The organism is Phocaeicola sp. ICN-14070 (assembly GCF_037892625.1).
Taxonomy (GTDB): Bacteria; Bacteroidota; Bacteroidia; order Bacteroidales; family Bacteroidaceae; genus Phocaeicola; species Phocaeicola plebeius.
On the sequence record NZ_JBBKBF010000006.1, the window covers coordinates 20,757 to 40,507 of the forward strand.

Annotated in this window: 15 protein-coding genes and 1 tRNA gene; 7 read left to right on the top strand and 9 right to left on the bottom strand. The window is 45.2% G+C overall.

The genetic code is table 11. The annotated features are described in order from the left end of the window. Positions 1–3: 3 nt before the first annotated feature. Positions 4–768 (bottom strand): amidohydrolase, encoded by a 765-nt coding sequence (locus tag WKT20_RS03000; protein WP_118163845.1) that lies wholly within the window; start codon positions 766–768, stop codon positions 4–6. Between the two features lie 363 nt (positions 769–1,131). On the opposite strand from WKT20_RS03000, the gene lysS reads away from it, so the two are divergent. The 4 genes from lysS to WKT20_RS03020 all read left to right on the top strand — a co-directional run bounded on the left by lysS (position 1,132) and on the right by WKT20_RS03020 (position 6,157). Next, complete coding sequence (gene lysS, locus WKT20_RS03005) at positions 1,132–2,859, top strand: lysine--tRNA ligase (protein WP_118163778.1); 1,728 nt, start codon at positions 1,132–1,134, stop codon at positions 2,857–2,859. A 72-nt stretch (positions 2,860–2,931) separates the two neighbouring features. Next, positions 2,932–3,927 (top strand): NAD(P)H-dependent glycerol-3-phosphate dehydrogenase, encoded by a 996-nt coding sequence (locus WKT20_RS03010; protein ID WP_117702233.1) that lies wholly within the window; start codon positions 2,932–2,934, stop codon positions 3,925–3,927. Between the two features lie 15 nt (positions 3,928–3,942). Further along, positions 3,943–5,292, top strand: coding sequence for a glucose-6-phosphate isomerase (locus WKT20_RS03015; protein ID WP_117702234.1), 1,350 nt, complete (start codon positions 3,943–3,945; stop codon positions 5,290–5,292). 124 nt (positions 5,293–5,416) lie between these two features. Next, a complete protein-coding gene (locus tag WKT20_RS03020) occupies positions 5,417–6,157 on the top strand; it encodes an HAD-IA family hydrolase (RefSeq protein WP_117702259.1) in 741 nt (246 codons plus the stop codon). A gap of 68 nt (positions 6,158–6,225) precedes the next feature. Here WKT20_RS03020 and WKT20_RS03025 read toward each other — a convergent pair whose 3' ends face one another. Next, a complete protein-coding gene (locus tag WKT20_RS03025; protein WP_117702235.1) occupies positions 6,226–7,431 on the bottom strand; it encodes an ROK family transcriptional regulator in 1,206 nt (401 codons plus the stop codon). A 182-nt stretch (positions 7,432–7,613) separates the two neighbouring features. On the opposite strand from WKT20_RS03025, the gene nagB reads away from it, so the two are divergent. The 3 genes from nagB (at position 7,614) to WKT20_RS03040 (ending at position 13,155) form a co-directional block, all read left to right on the top strand. Continuing rightward, positions 7,614–8,405, top strand: a complete 792-nt coding sequence (nagB, locus tag WKT20_RS03030; RefSeq protein ID WP_007561183.1) for a glucosamine-6-phosphate deaminase — start codon at positions 7,614–7,616, stop codon at positions 8,403–8,405. 11 nt (positions 8,406–8,416) lie between these two features. Continuing rightward, on the top strand, positions 8,417–10,402 hold the full coding sequence (locus WKT20_RS03035; RefSeq protein ID WP_117702236.1) for a glucosamine-6-phosphate deaminase: 1,986 nt from the start codon (positions 8,417–8,419) through the stop codon (positions 10,400–10,402). A gap of 116 nt (positions 10,403–10,518) precedes the next feature. Beyond that, positions 10,519–13,155 carry a transglutaminase domain-containing protein gene (locus WKT20_RS03040; RefSeq protein ID WP_117702237.1) on the top strand — a complete coding sequence of 879 codons (2,637 nt, stop codon included), beginning with the start codon at positions 10,519–10,521 and terminating at the stop codon, positions 13,153–13,155. Here the strand turns inward: WKT20_RS03040 and WKT20_RS03045 are convergent. From WKT20_RS03045 to lpxA, 7 genes are all read right to left on the bottom strand, one after another. Continuing rightward, on the bottom strand, positions 13,139–13,888 hold the full coding sequence (locus WKT20_RS03045; RefSeq protein WP_117670681.1) for a copper homeostasis protein CutC: 750 nt from the start codon (positions 13,886–13,888) through the stop codon (positions 13,139–13,141). The genes WKT20_RS03040 and WKT20_RS03045 overlap by 17 nt on opposite strands. A 260-nt stretch (positions 13,889–14,148) precedes the next feature. Continuing rightward, a tRNA-Arg gene (locus tag WKT20_RS03050) sits at positions 14,149–14,220 on the bottom strand. Positions 14,221–14,383: 163 nt separating this feature from the next. Next, a complete protein-coding gene (locus tag WKT20_RS03055) occupies positions 14,384–15,886 on the bottom strand; it encodes an MBOAT family O-acyltransferase (RefSeq protein ID WP_340416811.1) in 1,503 nt (500 codons plus the stop codon). Next, positions 15,852–16,820 (bottom strand): GDSL-type esterase/lipase family protein, encoded by a 969-nt coding sequence (locus WKT20_RS03060; RefSeq protein ID WP_340416812.1) that lies wholly within the window; start codon positions 16,818–16,820, stop codon positions 15,852–15,854. Before WKT20_RS03060 ends, WKT20_RS03055 begins: the two co-directional genes overlap by 35 nt. Beyond that, positions 16,807–18,183 (bottom strand): hypothetical protein, encoded by a 1,377-nt coding sequence (locus WKT20_RS03065; protein ID WP_117702241.1) that lies wholly within the window; start codon positions 18,181–18,183, stop codon positions 16,807–16,809. Before WKT20_RS03065 ends, WKT20_RS03060 begins: the two co-directional genes overlap by 14 nt. Positions 18,184–18,311: 128 nt before the next feature. Continuing rightward, positions 18,312–18,956, bottom strand: coding sequence for a TetR/AcrR family transcriptional regulator (locus WKT20_RS03070; RefSeq protein ID WP_117702242.1), 645 nt, complete (start codon positions 18,954–18,956; stop codon positions 18,312–18,314). A gap of 8 nt (positions 18,957–18,964) precedes the next feature. Continuing rightward, a complete protein-coding gene (gene lpxA, locus WKT20_RS03075; RefSeq protein ID WP_117702243.1) occupies positions 18,965–19,732 on the bottom strand; it encodes an acyl-ACP--UDP-N-acetylglucosamine O-acyltransferase in 768 nt (255 codons plus the stop codon). Positions 19,733–19,751 lie beyond the last annotated feature (19 nt).

Here is a 19,751-nt window from a genome sequence, read left to right on the forward strand (position 1 = left end):
AAATTAATTCAGTGTAAAAGAGTCGGCATCGTTCAATACCGGAAATTTTTTCCGGAACGACTGCAGTTCCTCCATATCAATCACAACTTCTGCAAAGCCTTCTTCCCCATCCGCACAAGCAGAAAGTGTTTTGCCATACGGGTCAATGCCCGCCGTTCCACCACTATATTCGCAATAAGGATCTTTTCCTACCCGGTTTACCCCGAGTACATAGCACTGGTTCTCGATGGCACGGGCACGCAACAAAGCTTTCCAGGCTTCCACTCTGGGCGAAGGCCAGCTGGCTACATAAATCGCCGCATCATAATCACCCCGGTTACGTGACCATACCGGGAAACGCAGGTCATAGCAGACCTCCAGCAGGAAACGAACGCCACGGAAGTTCACAACCACCCGTTCCTGTCCGGCTGTATAGTGTTTGTCTTCCCCTCCATACGTAAACAGATGCTTTTTATTGTACCACTGCACGTTTCCGTCAGGATGCACAAAGTAGAAGCGGTTATAGAACTTTCCATTTTCCTCGACTGAAACACTTCCGGCAATGGCACAATTACGTTCGGCAGCTTTTTGCTTCATCCACTGAAGGGTAGCACTATCAGATGATTCAGCAATACCTTCCGGCGAAGTACAAAATCCGGTGGAAAACATTTCCGGAAGAACAAACAAGTCTGTATCTTGTGCGTGGGCACTGATGAGTTTATCCATGTAAGCCACATTGGTTGCAGGATCGGCCCAACAAATATCTGTCTGTAGTAAAATAACTTTCATGCTTTTCATTCATTAGAAACGCCCAAAGGTAACAAATTAATCATAGAAACCAAAAATTAGCATCAAAATACTTCAAAGGCATACGTATTTGTATATTTTTGCAAACGCTTATACAAAAATACCTCGACACGTTGCTGTCAAGATCTCGACTCGAACGTGACGAGACATCCGCACGAACGTGTCAAGACCTCGTCACGTACGTGTCGAGGTAAAAACGTCAAGAACATGATGATAAAACCCCAGCCTGCTGTCTGTTTTTCATGAAATAGTCGTGGCTTTTTATCCTAAAAGAACCTTATAAATAGGGATTATTTGCAAAATGTTTTTTATTTTTGTGCCCAGAATGAGTTAATATACTAACAAATGAACGTATTAGAATTAAGCGAACAGGAAATAATCAGACGCAACAGCCTGAATGAGTTGAGAGCAATGGGGATTGAACCATACCCTGCTGCCGAGTATGTAACCAACGCTTTTTCGACTGACATAAAAGCCGAATTCAAAGATGATGCTGAACCTCGCAAAGTATCCGTTGCAGGACGTATCATGTCTCGTCGTGTAATGGGAAAAGCGTCTTTCATTGAATTACAGGATTCTAAAGGCCGTATACAAGTATATATAACCCGCGATGATATCTGTCCGGATGAAAACAAAGATTTATATAATGTAGTTTTCAAACGTTTGCTGGATTTAGGTGATTTTGTAGGAATCGAAGGTTTTGTATTCCGCACCCAGATGGGCGAAATCTCTATCCATGCACAAAAACTGACAGTATTGTCGAAATCAATTCGTCCGCTCCCGATTGTAAAATACAAAGACGGAGTAGCTTACGATAAGTTTGAAGACCCTGAACTCCGTTACCGTCAGCGCTATGTAGACCTGGTAGTAAACGACGGAGTAAAAGAAATCTTCCTGAAACGGAACAAGGTCTACAACTCTATGAGAGAGTATTTCAACTCCAAAGGATATATCGAAGTAGAAACTCCGATTCTTCAGTCAATTGCCGGAGGTGCTGCAGCACGTCCGTTTATCACTCACCACAATGCGTTGGATATTCCATTGTACATGCGTATTGCCAGTGAGTTGTACCTGAAGAGACTGATTGTGGGTGGTTTCGAAGGTGTGTATGAAATCGGTAAGAACTTCCGTAACGAAGGTATGGACCGCACACACAATCCGGAATTTACCTGTATGGAAATCTACGTAGCTTACAAGGATTACAACTGGATGATGAAGTTTACAGAAAACATGATTGAAAAAATCTGTCTGGATGTAAACGGTACTACAGAAGTACAGGTAGGCGACAACGTAATCAGCTTCAAAGCTCCGTTCAAACGTGTAACCATGCTGGATTCTATCAAGGAATTCACGGGCTATGACCTGACTGGTATGAACGAAGAGCAGATTCGTGAAGTTTGCAAGAAACTTAACATGGAAATTGATGACACCATGGGTAAGGGCAAGCTGATTGACGAAATCTTCGGCGAATTCTGCGAAGGCAACTACATTCAGCCGACTTTCATCACTGACTATCCTATCGAAATGTCTCCGCTGACAAAAAAACACCGCAGCAATCCGGATCTGACAGAACGTTTTGAGCTGATGGTGAACGGTAAAGAACTGTGTAATGCTTACTCTGAATTGAATGACCCGATTGACCAGCTGGAACGCTTCGAAGAGCAGATGAGACTGAGCGAAAAAGGAGACGATGAAGCGATGATTATCGACAAGGACTTCGTTCGCGCATTGGAATACGGTATGCCTCCTACTTCGGGTATGGGTATCGGTATGGACCGTCTGGTGATGCTGATGACTGGCCAAAGCACTATTCAGGAAGTGTTATTCTTCCCGCAGATGCGTCCAGAAAAAGTAATCCCGAAAGATGCACCTGCTAAATTCATGGAATTAGGAATCACAGAAGAGTGGGTTCCGGTAATTCAGAAAGCCGGATATAATCTTGTGACTGATATGAAGGAAGTGAATCCGCAGAAACTTCATCAGGACATTTGTGGCATCAACAAGAAATACAAACTGGAACTTGCCAACCCCACAGTAGACGAAGTTGCTGGCTGGATAGAAAAGATTAAATAAATGAATGAAAGTGTATGAAGGACAAAGAATATTCCTTGTCCTTCATATCTGTTTTTCATTAAATATAAGAGTATGAAATTACCCGGGAAAATAGCGATTATGGGGGGAGGCAGCTGGGCCACCGCTATAGCTAAAATCATTTTAACCCAGGCTGAATCCATAAACTGGTACATGCGCCGTGACGACCGAATTGAAGAATTCAAGCGTCTGGGTCACAATCCAGCCTATCTGACAAGTGTGCGTTTCGACATAAAATGCATCAACTTTTCATCAGACATCAACAAGGTAGTGAGAGAGTCAGACACACTGATTTTTGTCACCCCCTCACCGTATCTGAAAAGTCACCTCAAAAAGCTAAAAACCAAACTGAAGGATAAATTCATCGTTACTGCTATCAAGGGTATCGTACCCGACGAAAACCTTATCGTATCCGATTATTTCCACAAGATTTATGACGTTCCAGAAAACAACATAGCCGTACTGGCAGGTCCCTGTCATGCGGAAGAAGTGGCATTGGAACGGCTTTCTTACCTCACCGTAGGATGCAAAGACATTGAAAAAGCCAAGATGTTCGCACGGCAACTGGCCGGTCACTACATCAAGACTTCGGTCAATACGGACGTAGCCGGCATTGAATATGCTTCCGTACTGAAGAATGTATATGCCATTGCAGCCGGAATCTGCAGCGGTCTGAAATATGGAGACAATTTCCAGGCCGTACTGGTATCCAATGCCTTACAGGAAATGAACCGGTTCTTAGATACCGTACATCCCGTAAACCGTTGTACAAACGATTCTGCCTACCTGGGCGACCTCCTCGTGACTTCTTATTCCAATTTCAGCCGTAACCGCGTGTTCGGTACCATGATTGGTAAGGGATATTCCGTAAAAAGCGCACAGATTGAAATGGAAATGATTGCCGAAGGGTATTATGGCACCAAATGTATCAAGGAGCTGAACAAGCACCTGCATGTCAATATGCCCATTGTGGATGCCGTCTATAATATTCTTTACGAACGTATATCACCAATGATAGAAATCAAATTATTAACTGACTCATTTAGATAAAATCAGAAAACAGTTATGGAAAACATTAAACTGAACATTGAAAAGACTTTAGATTTTATATCTAAGGAAAAATTGGCTTCTTATGAACCAAAGGTAAAAGCTTGTATGGAAACGCTGGAAAAAGGCACAGGCTTAGGAAACGACTTCTTGGGTTGGTTGCATTTACCTTCTTCCATCACAAAGGAACACTTGAATGACCTGAAAGCTACTGCACAGACACTTCGCGAAAACTGCGACGTAGTAATCGTAGCTGGTATCGGAGGAAGTTATTTGGGCGCACGTGCGGTCATTGAAGCGATGTCAAACAGCTTTGCTTGGTTGCAGGAGAAAAAAGCCGGACAGCCTACAATTATTTTTGCCGGACACAACATCAGCGAAGACTACTTGTTCGAACTGACTGAATTCCTGAAAGACAAAAAATTTGGTGTAATCAACATATCTAAATCTGGAACAACTACAGAAACTGCTCTTGCTTTCCGTTTGCTGAAAAAGCAGTGCGAAGACCAAAGAGGTAAAGAAATGGCTCGCAAGGTTATCGTAGCTGTTACAGATGCAAAGAAAGGTGCAGCACGTACAACAGCCGACAAGGAAGGTTACAAATCATTTATCATTCCTGACAATGTAGGCGGACGTTTCTCTGTATTGACTCCGGTAGGCTTGCTTCCTATTGCAGTAGCTGGAATCGACATTGACCAGCTGGTTGCCGGTGCTTGCGAAATGGAAAAGGTTTGTGCCAACGAAAACATGTACGAAAACCCGGCTGCTTTGTATGCTGCTACTCGTAACGAACTGTATCAGAGCGGAAAGAAAATTGAAATCTTAGTAAACTTCCAGCCGAAACTTCACTACTTCATGGAATGGTGGAAACAGCTGTATGGTGAATCCGAAGGTAAAGACCTGAAAGGTATCTATCCGAGTTCTGTAGACTTCTCTACTGACCTGCACTCTATGGGACAGTGGATTCAGCAGGGGGAACGCAGCATCTTCGAAACAGTAGTTTCTGTAGAAACTCCAAGCCATGAACTTCACTTCCCGAGCGATGAAGAAAATCTGGATGGTCTGAACTTCCTGGCAGGCAAACGCATCGATGAAGTAAACAAGATGGCCGAACTCGGTACACAGCTTGCACACGTAGACGGTGGAGTTCCTAACCTGCGTGTAAGCGTTCCTTCACTGAACGAATACTACCTGGGACAGCTTATCTATTTCTTCGAAAAGGCTTGCGGAATCAGCGGATACCTGCTCGAAGTAAATCCGTTCAACCAGCCGGGTGTAGAAGCTTACAAGAAAAACATGTTTGCTCTTCTGAACAAGCCGGGATACGAAAAAGAATCTGAAGCAATCCAGGCTCGTCTGAAAAAATAAATAAACGAGAGTTTATCACTCCGTTTTTTGACTGACAGGCACGAATTACATGAAAAGCACTCTTTCTTCTACAAGGAAAGTGCATTCATGTAATGCGTGCCTGAATATTATAAACCATATCATCATGTTCCAACAAGAAATCAACCAATATCTTACCACCCATCATTATACACGCATTAATTTAAAGGCCGTATTGTTCGATATGGACGGAGTATTGTTCGACTCCATGAAGAACCATGCCACCGCTTGGCATGAGGCAATGAAGCAATACGGAATGAGCCTTAGCAAAGAGGAAGCCTACCTCCACGAAGGACGTACCGGTGCGGCAACCATCAACATCGTCAGTCAAAGAGAAAGAGGCTATGAGGCCGATGAAGAAGAAATCAAACGAATCTATCAGACAAAGAGTGATATATTCAATCAGTTGCCCAAAGCCGACCCTATGCCCGGTGCTTTCGAGGTGCTGAAGAAAATAAAAGAAGCCGGACTGACTCCAATGGTGGTTACCGGTTCCGGACAACTTTCCTTATTAGACAAACTGAACCATTATTTCCCAGGCATTTTCCAGCGGGAACTGATGGTGACTGCTTTCGATGTAAAATACGGAAAACCCAATCCCGAACCTTACCTGATGGCTTTGCAGAAAGCCGGCATACAAGCCAACGAAGCAGTAGTCATTGAAAATGCGCCGTTAGGGGTCAGAGCGGGAGTAGCTGCCGGAATCTTCACCATCGCATTGAACACCGGCCCGCTTCCAGACAACGTACTTCTGCAAGAAGGTGCCAACATCTTGTTTCCGTCCATGTCTGCGTTTAATGAGAATTGGGAAACTTGCCGCCAAAGTTTACAAGAAGTATCTCTATAAAGAAAAATCCACGGAAAACTAAAACTAACATTTCAGTTTCCCGTGGATTTTTTATGCCAAATAATTACTTATTCCAAAGCAAACAGCTTGCTTCTTGACAATAGAGAAGAGCCTATAACATTTGCCTTTTCTTTCAGTTCAGACAACACAATATCTGAGTCTTTATACATCAAGTTCAACGTATACTTACGAACTGCAGAAATAACCGGTGGCAACAAATACTCTCCCACCTTCGAGAATTCTCCTCCAATAATTACCTGTTCCGGATTGAACACATTAATCAGGTCACCAATATGGCGTCCCAGCTTTGCACCGATTTCTTCCACCAATTCAATCGCCAGCACATCTTCACGACGAACAGCAGAAATAATATCAGCCAATGTAATCTCATCGATTGTCTTTTCTTTCAACAATACAGAGTTCTCTCCCTGACGCAGACGCGCAATAAACTTACGATACAAAGCAGAGCAAGACACTTCCGTTTCAATACATCCTTTTTTACCGCAATAACAAATCTGCTGATTGTCATATCCGTAATTATGACCAAATTCTCCGGCAAAGCCAGACATACCAGAATACAACTTACCATCTATAATGATAGCAAGCCCCAGCCCCCAGTTTACATTCACATAAATCAGGTTCTTCGGACATTTTTCTGAACGCATGATGTATTCTCCGTAAGCCATTGCACGGCTATCGTTATCAATACATACATTAATACCCATTCTTTCTGTGAACATCTCAGCCAAAGGTTTGTCACCATAAGTCAGATGCGTGTAGCTGCAACCTGTTTCCGGATTTACTCTTCCGGTCATACCAATACAGATATTCAAAATCTTTGATTTATCACACGGAAGCTCATCGATAAACGTTTCTATCTCCTGACAGATACGCTCCAAACATTCCGGTGTATTTTCCAGCTTAAATGGTATTTCCATTTTGGTCTGAAGTTCTTCTCCCTTAAAGTTGATAGCCCCCAGACTTAATGACTGTACAGCCAGAGCGACTCCTATAAAATAGGCAGAATCCGCATTCAAGCCATACAAACTTGGATGGCGTCCTCCACTGGTTTCCAGTTTTCCACAATCGTTCACATATCCTTCCTTGCACATTTCATCTACAAATTTTGTCACGGTAGGAACACTTAGTCCCATCGACTTGGACAAATCTGTAATTGTAGTGCTACCCGCATAAATCAAGTGCGTAATGATACGTTGCTTCACCAATGCACTTTTAACGCCTTTCTGTATATTCGTCAATAGAGTCTGACCCATATTTGTTATTTTTTATAGAAACATTTACAAATGTAGAATTTTTCTTTAAAAACTCATACATAAAAAATCTATTTTTTTATTTGCCTTTCTGAATAAGCTTTGATATATTTGCATAGAGTAAGAATTTCTTATCAATTAAGGAACAAGTTAATTTAATTTCAATATTCAAAATTCTAACCACCATGAGATTAATCATTGAACCCGATTACAGTTCTCTGTCCAACTGGGCAGCAAACTATGTTGCAAAAAAAATCAACGCAGCTAATCCAACCAAAGAAAAACCGTTTGTATTAGGACTTCCCACAGGTTCATCTCCTCTGGGTATGTATAAAGCCCTGATTGAATTAAACAAAAAGGGAGTGGTATCATTCAAGAATGTAGTGACTTTCAATATGGACGAATACGTAGGTTTGCCGGAATCTCATCCTGAAAGCTACCATTCATTTATGTTCAACAATTTCTTCAATCATATTGACATCTGCAAGGAAAACATTCACATCCTGAACGGTAATGCAGCCGATCTGGAAGCTGAATGCGCCAACTATGAAAAAGAAATTGAAAAGTTCGGCGGTATCGACCTGTTCTTAGGAGGTATTGGTCCTGACGGTCATATTGCTTTCAACGAACCGGGATCTTCACTGACTTCACGCACACGTGTGAAAACACTGACTACAGATACCATCATCGCTAACTCACGTTTCTTTGACAATGACGTAAATAAAGTGCCTAAGACTGCCTTGACTGTAGGAGTCGGAACTGTACTTTCTGCAAAAGAAGTGTTGATTATCTGTAACGGTCATAACAAAGCACGTGCTCTACAGCACGCAGTAGAAGGCGGCATCACACAGATGTGGACCATCAGCGCATTGCAGATGCACCAGCACGGTATCATCGTATGTGACGAAGCTGCTACCGATGAATTGAAAGTCGGCACCTACAAATACTTCAAGGATATTGAAAAGAACAACCTTTAATTCATTGACTCATGAGAACCAATCTTAGCTCTCAAATTTCACTGAACCGCGTTTCCCCACGCTACTATCGTCCGGGAAACGCCGTAGAACGTTCTGTCCTTACACGACTGGAAAAAATCCCTACCAATATCTTTGAAACAATTGAAGAAGGTGTAGAACAAATTGCCAATGAAATCGTAGCTAAAATACAGGACAGACAACGTGAAGGAAAATTCTGTACAATCGCCATAGGTACAGGAGCTTCCCTCCGTCCACTGTTCACAGAACTGATTCGTAAACATAAAGACGAAGGAGTAAGCTTCCGTAATGTAGTCTTCTTCAACCTCTATGAATATTATCCGTTGGTTGAAGGTGCAGGAAGTAGCTTCAACCATTTAAACAAACTTTTCCTTTCACAGATAGACATTGACCACCAAAACATCTTTACGATGGATGGTAGCATTCCTCAGGAAGCTATCATTGAACACTGCCGCTTGTACGAACAGCGCATACAGACTTTTGGAGGTCTTGATATGGTCATTATGGGTATCGGCCGTGAAGGAAACATCGGTATGAATGAGCCGGGCTCACATGCCAGCTCTACCACCCGTCTGATTTTGGTTGATGCCACTTCCCGTTCTGAAGCCGCACGTAATATCGGTGTAGACAATCTTCCTCCCTGCTCCATCACCATGGGTATCAACACCATTATGGGAGCAAGAAAGATTTACATGCTGGCTTGGGGAGAAGACAAAGCAGACATCATCCGAAGCGCGATAGAAGATAAAGTAAGTGACACATTACCTGCATCTTACCTGCAACTTCATACAAATACTACCGTTTGTGTAGACCTGGCAGGAGCAGCCCATCTGACCCGTATCCAGCGTCCATGGCTAGTAACCAGCTGTGAATGGAACGACAAACTGGTGAGAAGTGCTATCGTATGGTTATGTACTACCCTGAACAAACCTATCCTGAAACTGACCAACAAGGATTACAACGAAAACGGCTTGAGCGAACTACTGGCTCTTTACGGCTCTGCCTACAATGCCAACATCAAGGTATTCAACGACCTGCAGCACACCATTACCGGATGGCCGGGCGGAAAACCGAATGCCGACGATACATACCGTCCGGAACGTGCCAAACCGTTCCCGAAACGTGTAGTCGTATTCTCTCCACATCCGGATGACGATGTAATCTCCATGGGAGGTACACTGCGCCGTCTCGTACAGCAGGGACATGAAGTACACGTAGCTTACGAAACTTCTGGAAACATTGCCGTAGGCGATGAAGAAGTAGTACGCTTCATGCATTTCATCAACGGCTTTAACCAGCTGTTCGAAAACAGTGAAGATAAAGTAATCTGCGACAAATACGCTGAAATCAAGCAGTTCTTCTCTACTAAGAAAGAAGGCGACATGGATACACGCGATATTCTGACCATCAAAGGTCTGATTCGCCGTGGTGAAGCTCGTACCGCTTGTACGTTCAACCATATTCCGCTCAGCCGTTGCCACTTCCTTGACCTTCCGTTCTATGAGACCGGAAAGATTGAAAAGAATCCTATCAGCGAAGCCGATGTAGAAATTGTGCTGAACCTGCTCCGCGAAGTAAAACCTCATCAGATTTACGTAGCCGGTGACTTGGCCGACCCGCACGGTACCCACCGTGTATGTACGGACGCTGTCTTTGCCGCTATTGATGAAGAGAAGAATGCCGGTGCAGAATGGCTGAACGACTGCCGCATCTGGATGTATCGTGGTGCATGGGCTGAATGGGAAATCGAAAACATCGAAATGGCCGTACCCCTGAGTCCGGAAGAACTTCGTGCAAAACGTAATTCTATCCTGAAACATCAGTCTCAGATGGAAAGCGCACCGTTCCTGGGCAATGACGAACGTCTGTTCTGGCAAAGAAGTGAAGACCGCAACCGTGGAACCGCTTCACTTTACGACCAGTTAGGTCTGGCTTGCTATGAAGCTATGGAAGCATTTGTAGAATATAAACCTATCTAAGTGCATATTACATTTTAAGCAAAAAGACACAGAAACGTAGAAGTCCATCTTCAGAGAAGAACTTCTCGTTTCCGTGTCTTTTTTATTTCTGTTTTTACCAAATCTTTATTACCTACATGAAAAAACTACTTATACCCGCATTTGCATTTTGGCTCAGTTGCCTCTTCCCGTCGTGCACCTCGACTTCTCCCAACCATTTTCTGAAAGAAGCCGATTACCGCAACAAGGTGGAAGCTGATTTCGGACAGAAAAAAGAGATTCTCAATCGGGGAAATCTTTTTGATATCTTCAATGAGGACATGTCACTGGAGGAACGGGAAGCCATGATGTTCCTGTATGCCTACATGACTCCAGGCGATATTTCCGACTATTCCGGAGAGTTTTACCTGAAAAATGTACGCCTGGCACTTCAGAACCGCAAAGAGACTTCATGGGGAGCCGGAATTCCTGACATGATATTCCGCCACTTTGTACTCCCAGTCAGAGTGAACAACGAAAACCTGGACAATGCACGCGAAGTGTTCCGTCAGGAACTGATGCCGCGTGTGGAAAAACTATCCATGTACGATGCCGTGCTGGAAGTAAACCACTGGTGTCATGAAAAAGTAATCTATACCCCGACCGACATCCGTACAAGTGCCCCGATGGCTACTGTCAAGACGGCTTACGGACGCTGCGGTGAAGAATCTACCTTCCTGGTAGCTGCTCTCCGCGCCGTAGGTATCCCTGCCCGTCAGGTGTACACTCCGCGCTGGGCGCATACCGACGACAACCATGCCTGGGTAGAAGCCTGGGTGGACGGCAAATGGTACTTCCTCGGTGCCTGCGAACCGGAACCCGTACTCAATTTAGGATGGTTCAACGCTCCTGCCAGCAGAGGTATGCTGATGCACACCAAAGTATTCGGTGCATACGACGGACCGGAAGAAGTGATGAAAACCACTGCCAACTATACGGAAATCAACATCATCGACAACTACGGACAGAGTGCACCCGTCACTGTTACGGTAGTAGATGCTCAGGGTAAAGCTGTAGAAGGCGCTCACGTAGAGTTCAAGATTTACAATTACGCTGAATTCTTCACCGTAGCCAACAAAACAACCGATGCACAAGGAAAAGCATCGCTTTCTGCCGGATTGGGCGACATGGTAGTCTACGCTTCGGCAAATGACCACTTCGGCTTGCAGAAAGTTTCTTTCGGAAAAGATAAAGAAGTCACATTGACGCTTTCTCACCGCCCGGGAGATGTATTTACCGATACCTTGCACATTGTGCCACCGGCAGAAAAGGCCAATTTCCCGGAAGTGACCGATGCACAGCGTAAGGAAAATACCCTGCGTATGGCTCAGGAAGATTCTATCCGCAACGCCTACGTAGCCAGCTTCCCTACCGAAGAAAAGGCCAAGGCTTTTGCAGAAGGACTGAAACTGGATGTGAACCAGACAAGCACATACATTCTGAAATCCAGAGGAAACCATGCGGACATCATGCAGTTCCTGTCGAATGCAGCAGAAAAGGGACAGGGTACCCGTGCATTGGAATTACTCAGCACACTGGCTGATAAAGACCTGCGCGATACACCTTGCAGCATTCTGGAAGACCATTTGTATGCTACCGATGCAAAAGCTGACGTGAAAGAAGTGCTTGCACCGCGCATTGCCACTGAAATGCTGACTCCTTATCGTACTTACCTGCAGAAAGCCTTGTCTGCCGAACTGGCCGCACAAATCAAAGCTGACCCACAGGTGCTCGTGAAATGGTGTAAGGACAGCCTGTCTATCCGCAACGACCTGAGTACGATATTCACTATTACTTCACCCGAAGGCGTATGGCGCAGCCGTGTGACTGACTCACAGTCCAGAGACATCTTCTTCGTAGCTGCTGCCCGTAGCTTAGGTATCCCCGCCTGGAAGGATGAAGTAAACGGTAACATCTGCTACCGCCTCAACGGAAAACCGGTATTGGTGGACTTTGAAAGTTCAGAAGGTGGAAGTCTGTCGGAAGGTGTATTGAAAGCTACTTACCAGGCTATTCCTCGACTGGACAATCCGAAATATTACACTCACTTCACCCTGTCGAAGTATGACAACGGCACATTCCAGTTGCAGAACCATCCGGAAGATGCCAGCTGGGCTTCTCTGCTGAAAAACGGAAGCAGCATGTCGACCGATTATTATATGATGGTAACGGGTAGCCGTATGGCCAACGGAGGTGTATTGAGCCAGGTTTCATTCTTCTCTGTCGACAAAGGAAAGACCACGGTAACTCCTCTCTGCATGCGCAACAATACGGAAGAAGTACGTGTTATCGGCAGCTTCAATTCCGAAGCACTCTACACCCGTCCGGGCACAGACGAACAAGTATCTGTACTCAACACCACAGGAAGAGGATATTACATTGTCGGCGTATTGGGCGTAGGCCAGGAACCGACCAACCATGCCCTGAAAGACATCGAAGTAAAGAAAGCGGAATTTGAGAAATGGGGACGTACGATTGTACTGCTCTTCACTGACGAAGCAGCCTATAAGAAATTCGACCGCAAGGAATTCCCCAACCTTCCGTCGAACGTAGTGTTCGGTATAGACAAAGACGGAAGCATTCTGAAAATGATTGCTGAAAATATGAAGCTGGGCAGCAAACCCACCCTGCCGGTGATTATCCTGGGCGATACGTTCAACCGTGTAGTCTTCGAATCACATGGATACACCATCGGCATGGGCGAGCAACTGCTCCATGTTATCCACGGACTGTAAGCGCCTCAATGGTGCGACGCACCTTTTCGGGAGTCGTAACCGGATGAGCATATTCATCCATATCCGTACCTCCCATCGACAAAGCCGGATTGCGAAGAAGCATCCGGCTTTCTTTTTGTTCGCGCGCCGAAAAATGGAACTCACCGGCTCCCGTCACACGAGCCAGTTCCGCAATGTTATGTTCGTTCACTCCGCAGCCCGGCATAATGATAATGCGGTCGCCCGCCTGCTTCACCAGTTCAGCCAGCAAGGGTGCCCCTTCCATGGCCGTAGGCATCTGGCCGGAAGTCAGCACACGGTTCACCCCCATGCCTATCAGTTCTTCAAGTGCCTCACGGGGTGACTTGACATAATCAAATGCACGGTGGAAAGTCACCGAAAGTCCTTTAGAAGCTTCCATCAGACGCTGCATGGCCGGCTTGTCCAGCTCGCCTTCCGGTGTAAGGCAACCGAACACCACTCCATCGGCTCCCGCCTGACGGGCAGCCCGAATATCTTCTTCCATAATCTCCAGTTCAGAAGGTGTGTACAGAAAATCTCCTCCACGCGGACGGATAATGACATGCAAACGGATGTCAATCAACTTACGGGCCACCTTAATCTCACCCAACGACGGAGTGGTTCCACCTTCCGGCATGCCGGCACACAATTCTACCCGATGAGCACCTCCCTGCTGGGCAGCCACGCAACTCTCTGCAGAGTTCGCACAAATTTCAAACATGTAGTTTTTCATCTCTCAGTCAACTTTTAACAGTGATTTTTTTCACCTTCTGAAAACGCCTTTACATTCACCGGAAAACGCTTTGACGTTTTAATCAAAACGCAAGTGCGTTTTACTTGAAACACAAGTACGTTTTGTGTCAAACACAAAGGCGTTTTAGCACAAACACAAAACACGTTTCTCCGAAAGTACAGACCCCGTTTTCTGAAGGTAGGTAACTATAAACAAAAAAGCTTATTAAACCGTTCTTTTTCAGTCTAATAAGCTTTATGTACGCCCGTGGGGAGTCGAACCCCAATCGAAGGAACCGGAATCCTTTATTCTATCCATTGAACTACGGGCGCAAATATCAATAAGCACACTTTCCAACGTCCTTTTTGAAAAAGGATATTTCGAAAGCGTGACAAAAATACAATTATTCAGTCTTTTCTCCTAATTTTTTCCTGAAAAAATAGAGAACGAAAACTAAAATAGTTGTACCCTTACACGCCTATACAATCACACGCATCAGAACTGGAAGTAGATAAACGGCTGAATATCGCTGCTTTTCACCTGAATGACCAGATAAATCAATGCAATCATTATCAGTGCCTGCGCTATGAGCGGCATACGCACCATGCCCCGGCTACACGCATTCTGCCAGCTGTCGGGACAGAAATGAAGCAAGAAGCCTACTCCCATCAGTGCAAATACCTTCCAATAGCCCGTCAGGAGCTGCTCCAGCAATTCCGGATGGAAGGCTGTAAATATCTGGCGAATCATAGTCACCGAAGCTTCGAACGTGGAATTCCGGAAGAATATCCAGCAGAAGCACACAAAATGGAAGGTCAGCACCACGGCAAAGAATTTGCGTACTCTCCGGCTGCGGTATTGCTTGGGCCGGCCCAACAGGTTGCGGAAGAACTTATGCAAGGCCAGTGCCACTCCATGCAATCCGCCCCACACCACAAAGTTCCACGAAGCACCGTGCCACAAACCACCTAACAGCATGGTCAGTATCAGGTTGATGTAGGTACGGATTTTTCCTTTCCGGTTACCCCCCAGGGAGATATAAAGATAGTCGCGCAACCAGGACGACAGGGAAATGTGCCAGCGGTGCCAGAAGTCGGTCACACTGTCCGACTTATAAGGGGAGTCGAAGTTGAGCGGAAAACGGAATCCCAGCAACAAGGCAATACCGATGGCCATGTCACTGTAGCCCGAAAAGTCACAGTATATCTGCAAGGCATATCCGTAGACGCCAAACAGGTTTTCCAACCCGGAATACAACCCCGGATTATCGAAAATACGTTCTACAAAGTTCACACTGATATAGTCTGAAATCACCGCTTTCTTGAACAAGCCGCTTACAATGAAGAAGATGCCTTGCCCGAACATTTCAGATGACACAAACAAGGGCTGACGGATTTGCGGGATAAAGTCACGTGCACGCACGATGGGCCCTGCCACCAACTGTGGAAAGAACGACACATAGAACACGTAATCCAGCAAGTTAGTCAACGGTTTCAGGTCACGACGATACACGTCGATGGTATAACTCAGCGACTGGAAGGTAAAGAAGGAAATTCCCACCGGAAGGAATATGTCCAGCGGTTCGAACTGCCCGTGCCACAACGGAGCCAGCATCTCATAAAAGAAATTGGTGTACTTGAAATAACAAAGCAATCCGAGATTGATGCACAAACTGCATACTACCAACAGTTTCCGTTTCCAAGGCTGTACGGTCAGCCACATCCTGCGAGCCAGCAAGAAGTCGGACACCGTGACAATGCCTAACAGAAAGAAATAAAACCCGCTGCTCTTATAATAGAAATAATAAGAAAACAAGGTAACAAACAGCAGACGCGCCGTAGTCTTTTTCTGCAAAATCAGGTAAATCAGGCTGAATCCGAAAAAAAGCAGCAAGAAGAAGCCACTGCTGAAAATCATCGGTTGCGACGCATCGTACGTCAGCACATCCTTAAATCTGTCCCAGTCAATTCCAAGTTCCGTCCAGTTGAGTTTCCACATAATTGTTGTATGATTTGATAATCGCTTCGTGTAATAATAATCCCTGCAAAATATATCCGTCCTGTGTAAAATGAATCTTGTCACGCTGGAAATAGTTTCCGTTACTCCAGTTCAGACAAGCATAACGTTCACCTCCTACCACGTGATACATATCCCATACAGCGAGTTCCCGTGAAGCCGCATAATCCAGTTCTGTCTTTACCACTAATTTCGTGCGAGGATTGATTACTCTTGCACCCCGTCGGCCATTGCGGACATAGGCTCCGGGAGGAGTAGTCAGCAGATATACCGCCTGCGGACATCCTTTCTTCAGTTCTCCCAACAGATTGTCCATCTGCGCCAGATGCTCCGCCGAAGAATAACGGCGACCATGTGCTTCATTGGTACCGAACGAAAGAATAACCAAATCCGGATTCAGTTCGATAATCTGACGAATGTTCTCAGGGGTAGCAAAAGAAGCACAAGTCGCTCCGTTTACTCCTACGATGTGATATACAATCCCTGCGGCTCCCGTTTCCTGCGCCAGTCCCGAAGTACGGTAACTCACCTGCATATCGAGCACAGCTTCCCGTCCGAAATCGTCTTCCAGCTGACGCCGTACAATATAAGGATACACATGCCCCCGCACATGAGAATCGCCGATGTGCACGATACGTAACGGTCGGTCGAGCACGGAAAGTTTCTGCCAGAAAGGCTCCAGTTCATGCGTTGGGTCTATAATCGTATTTTCAGTTGCTCTCTTAAAGCTGGCTGGCATCGGATTGCTGACTTCCACAAAACGCATCAGCTGCTGCATGGCCTCGCTGTCGGACACATGTCCGGAATGACGGTCAGGACGCGATTTCTCCGGCAAAGCATCCTGCGCTAAAAGCGGCAATGCCCCCAAAAGGAACCCGAAGAGTATCCCCCAAAAACGTATCTCACTCCATTTCATAAGCTTTTCGTTTTTCGTACTGTTCCTTGCCGTACATCAAGGTCTCAAACAGAAGTCCGGCAATGTGCTTTCCTCCCCTGAAATTGATGTGAGTATAATCATAATTGGCCATCTGAGGCTTGTGGTTCACCATCTCTACCATACTACCTTCGCCTCCCATGGCTTCGAACATATTCCAGAATGCCACCCCCGTTTCTGCCGCAAGTGCCTGCTGGTAACGAATCAGACGCTTCACACCCGGCATGGTACGCAATTCGCCGTTTTCATCCTTGTTTTCTCTATCTCCCACACCGACAATCAGGACAGAAGCCTCTGGAAAGGCAGTTTTCAAACGCTCCACTATAGGTTTCATCGCATCCTTGTAATAGGTATAGTTCATTACCTTGTCTGAAGCTACATTCAGCCCGTACTGCAACACAATCAAATCGTATGTACGCAAACGGTTGTACTGGCGAAGTATCGACATCGGAATATTACCCAACTGCTGTCCGCTACTTCCGCGGGTACTGAAGTTATCGACTACCACACCTTGACGCGGATCCATCGTCACGGCATAGAACAAAGCCGTAGAATCCAGTTGTTCCACTTTCCAGCGCACAGAGCCGATACGTCCGTTCACAGACACAGCTTGTAATTCATCTTTTCCATCTACAGAGAATGGCTGTGCCTCTCCCCCATTGACGGATGCAGTCAGCCGTAACGAATCGGAAGTCAGAAAATAGCAGGTAGACACTTCGCAGGTGTCAATATGGGACAAGAAACGTTTCTCACCTTTCAGGCTGACATAAGCTCCCGAAGAAGGAATAAAATAATGATTGGAAATGTCCTGACGAGAACGGTCGAAATAGGTGGAATCCGTAATGGAGTGACTGCCCCATCCACCAAACGAATGATGTACCGTAGGGCGGAAACCAGCTATTTTCGTTGTGATGGGCACATAACCCACCCCGCATCCGCCAAAGCGTTTCTGCAACATTTCACGCAAATCACCGGTCAAGATGTCGGCCTCAATAAATGAATCTCCGAAATAGGCAATGCGTACCGGGCGGCCTAAAGAAGAAACCTTTCCCAAAGTTTCATAGAAATACTTCATTCCACGCCCTGCAGAATCAGCATATTCTTCAATGCAGACCATTCCACTCTTGCAGGTATCCACAAAAGCGGGCTTTACGGGAGGCGGCAACACCAAGGTATCAGAATCCATAGGTTCTACTACTTCCTTCTTTATACGAATGTCTGAAAGCAAATCAACCCTTCTCAAAGGTTCGCCACGAAAAGAAACAGACGGCAAAAAATGCATGGCAAACAGACCTGCCACCACCAAAAGGGTGAACAGAAAAGTGTATAACAATTTATTCTTCATGAACTTTCCTCTAAAACCGGGTGCAAAGATAGTGAAAGGTGGGAGCAATACCAAGCCAAAAGCTTGCTTTTAAGTACAGATATTGCCGGACCGTATCCTATGTTCAAGGAATCAAAGATAGAGGAATTTTAATATCCGATATGCTTTTCTCGAATATTCTTCAAAAAATCATCGACCATGCGGTAACCTTTTTCTGTGGTAATCCCCCGCATGTGTAAGATAGTGATTTCGCTATAGATTTCGGCCAGCGGATAATGGTCTGTAATGTCTGAATAAATCAACAAGTCCATCTGCATAGCCATGGCCTGATTTATAATCTGAAAATTAATATCGCTACGAAAAATACCTTGCTCTACCCCCTTTTGAAAATAGGCCAGCGCATCAGCATCTCCCCTGCGACGGTCATCGTGTATATACTCCAACACCTTGGAATATCTGCGCAAGTCACGAAAAAACAAAGGGTTTACCGTACATAACTCATTGAACTTACGCTCATAAAATGTAAGGATTACTTCCAGCACATTGTTCGCGCTGGAAGCAATCTCTTGCATATACTCATTCATACAACGACGATAGAAACGGAAAACTTCCAGCAGAAGTTCTTCTTTATCTCCAAACAACTCATAAAGTGTACGCTTGGATATAGAAAGTGAACTTGCTATATCGTCCATGTGCACAGCCTTAATCCCCAAAGTCATAAAAGACTTGGAAGCTGTTTCCACCACGCGCAACTTTAACTCTTCACGGTCGTTTTCCTTTCTTCGCCCTGCCATTATCTATATCAATGAATAATTCCTAATTTTGAAGTTTCCACAAACTGGATAATGTTTTCAATTTCCGGTCCGTTAGGAATCTGTTCACGAATACGTCCCAATGCATCATGCAAAGAAGTATTGGCCTTATAAAGGATACGATATGCTTGTGCAATGTGTTTGATAATGGTTTCAGAAAAACCGGTATACTCCAGCACCTTTGTATTGATGCTATAGAATGCAATCGGTTCATGGGCTGCTACAATATATGGAGGAATGTCCTTGATGAAACGGCATCCACCCTGCACTACTGAGAAACTTCCCAGGCGTGTATTTCCCTGCATCAGCACATTGGAAGTAAGGATGGCATTGTCATAGATAATACAGTTGCCTGAAACCTGTGAACCGTTACCGATAATGCAACGGTTACCCACTTCCACATCATGAGAAAGACGGGCCCCACTCATGATGAAGTTGCCATTACCCACTTTCGTAGCATGTGAAGTATGTGTACCGCGAATAATCACGGCATTTTCACGAATCACATTGTTATTGCCGATAATAGCCAGTGTTTCTTCACCTGTAAAGGCAAAATCCTGGGGAACTGCTGCCACAACAGCTCCCTGATAAACTGTATTTCCATTTCCCATACGTGTGCCGCTCATCAGACTGGCATAGGGCATAATCACGTTATCATCGCCTATCTCTACATTCTTGTCGATATAGGCAAATGGATGAACCGTCACGTTCTTACCCAATTTGGCTGACGGATCTACATAAGCTAAAGGACTTATCATAGTTTTCTCATTTTAAGGT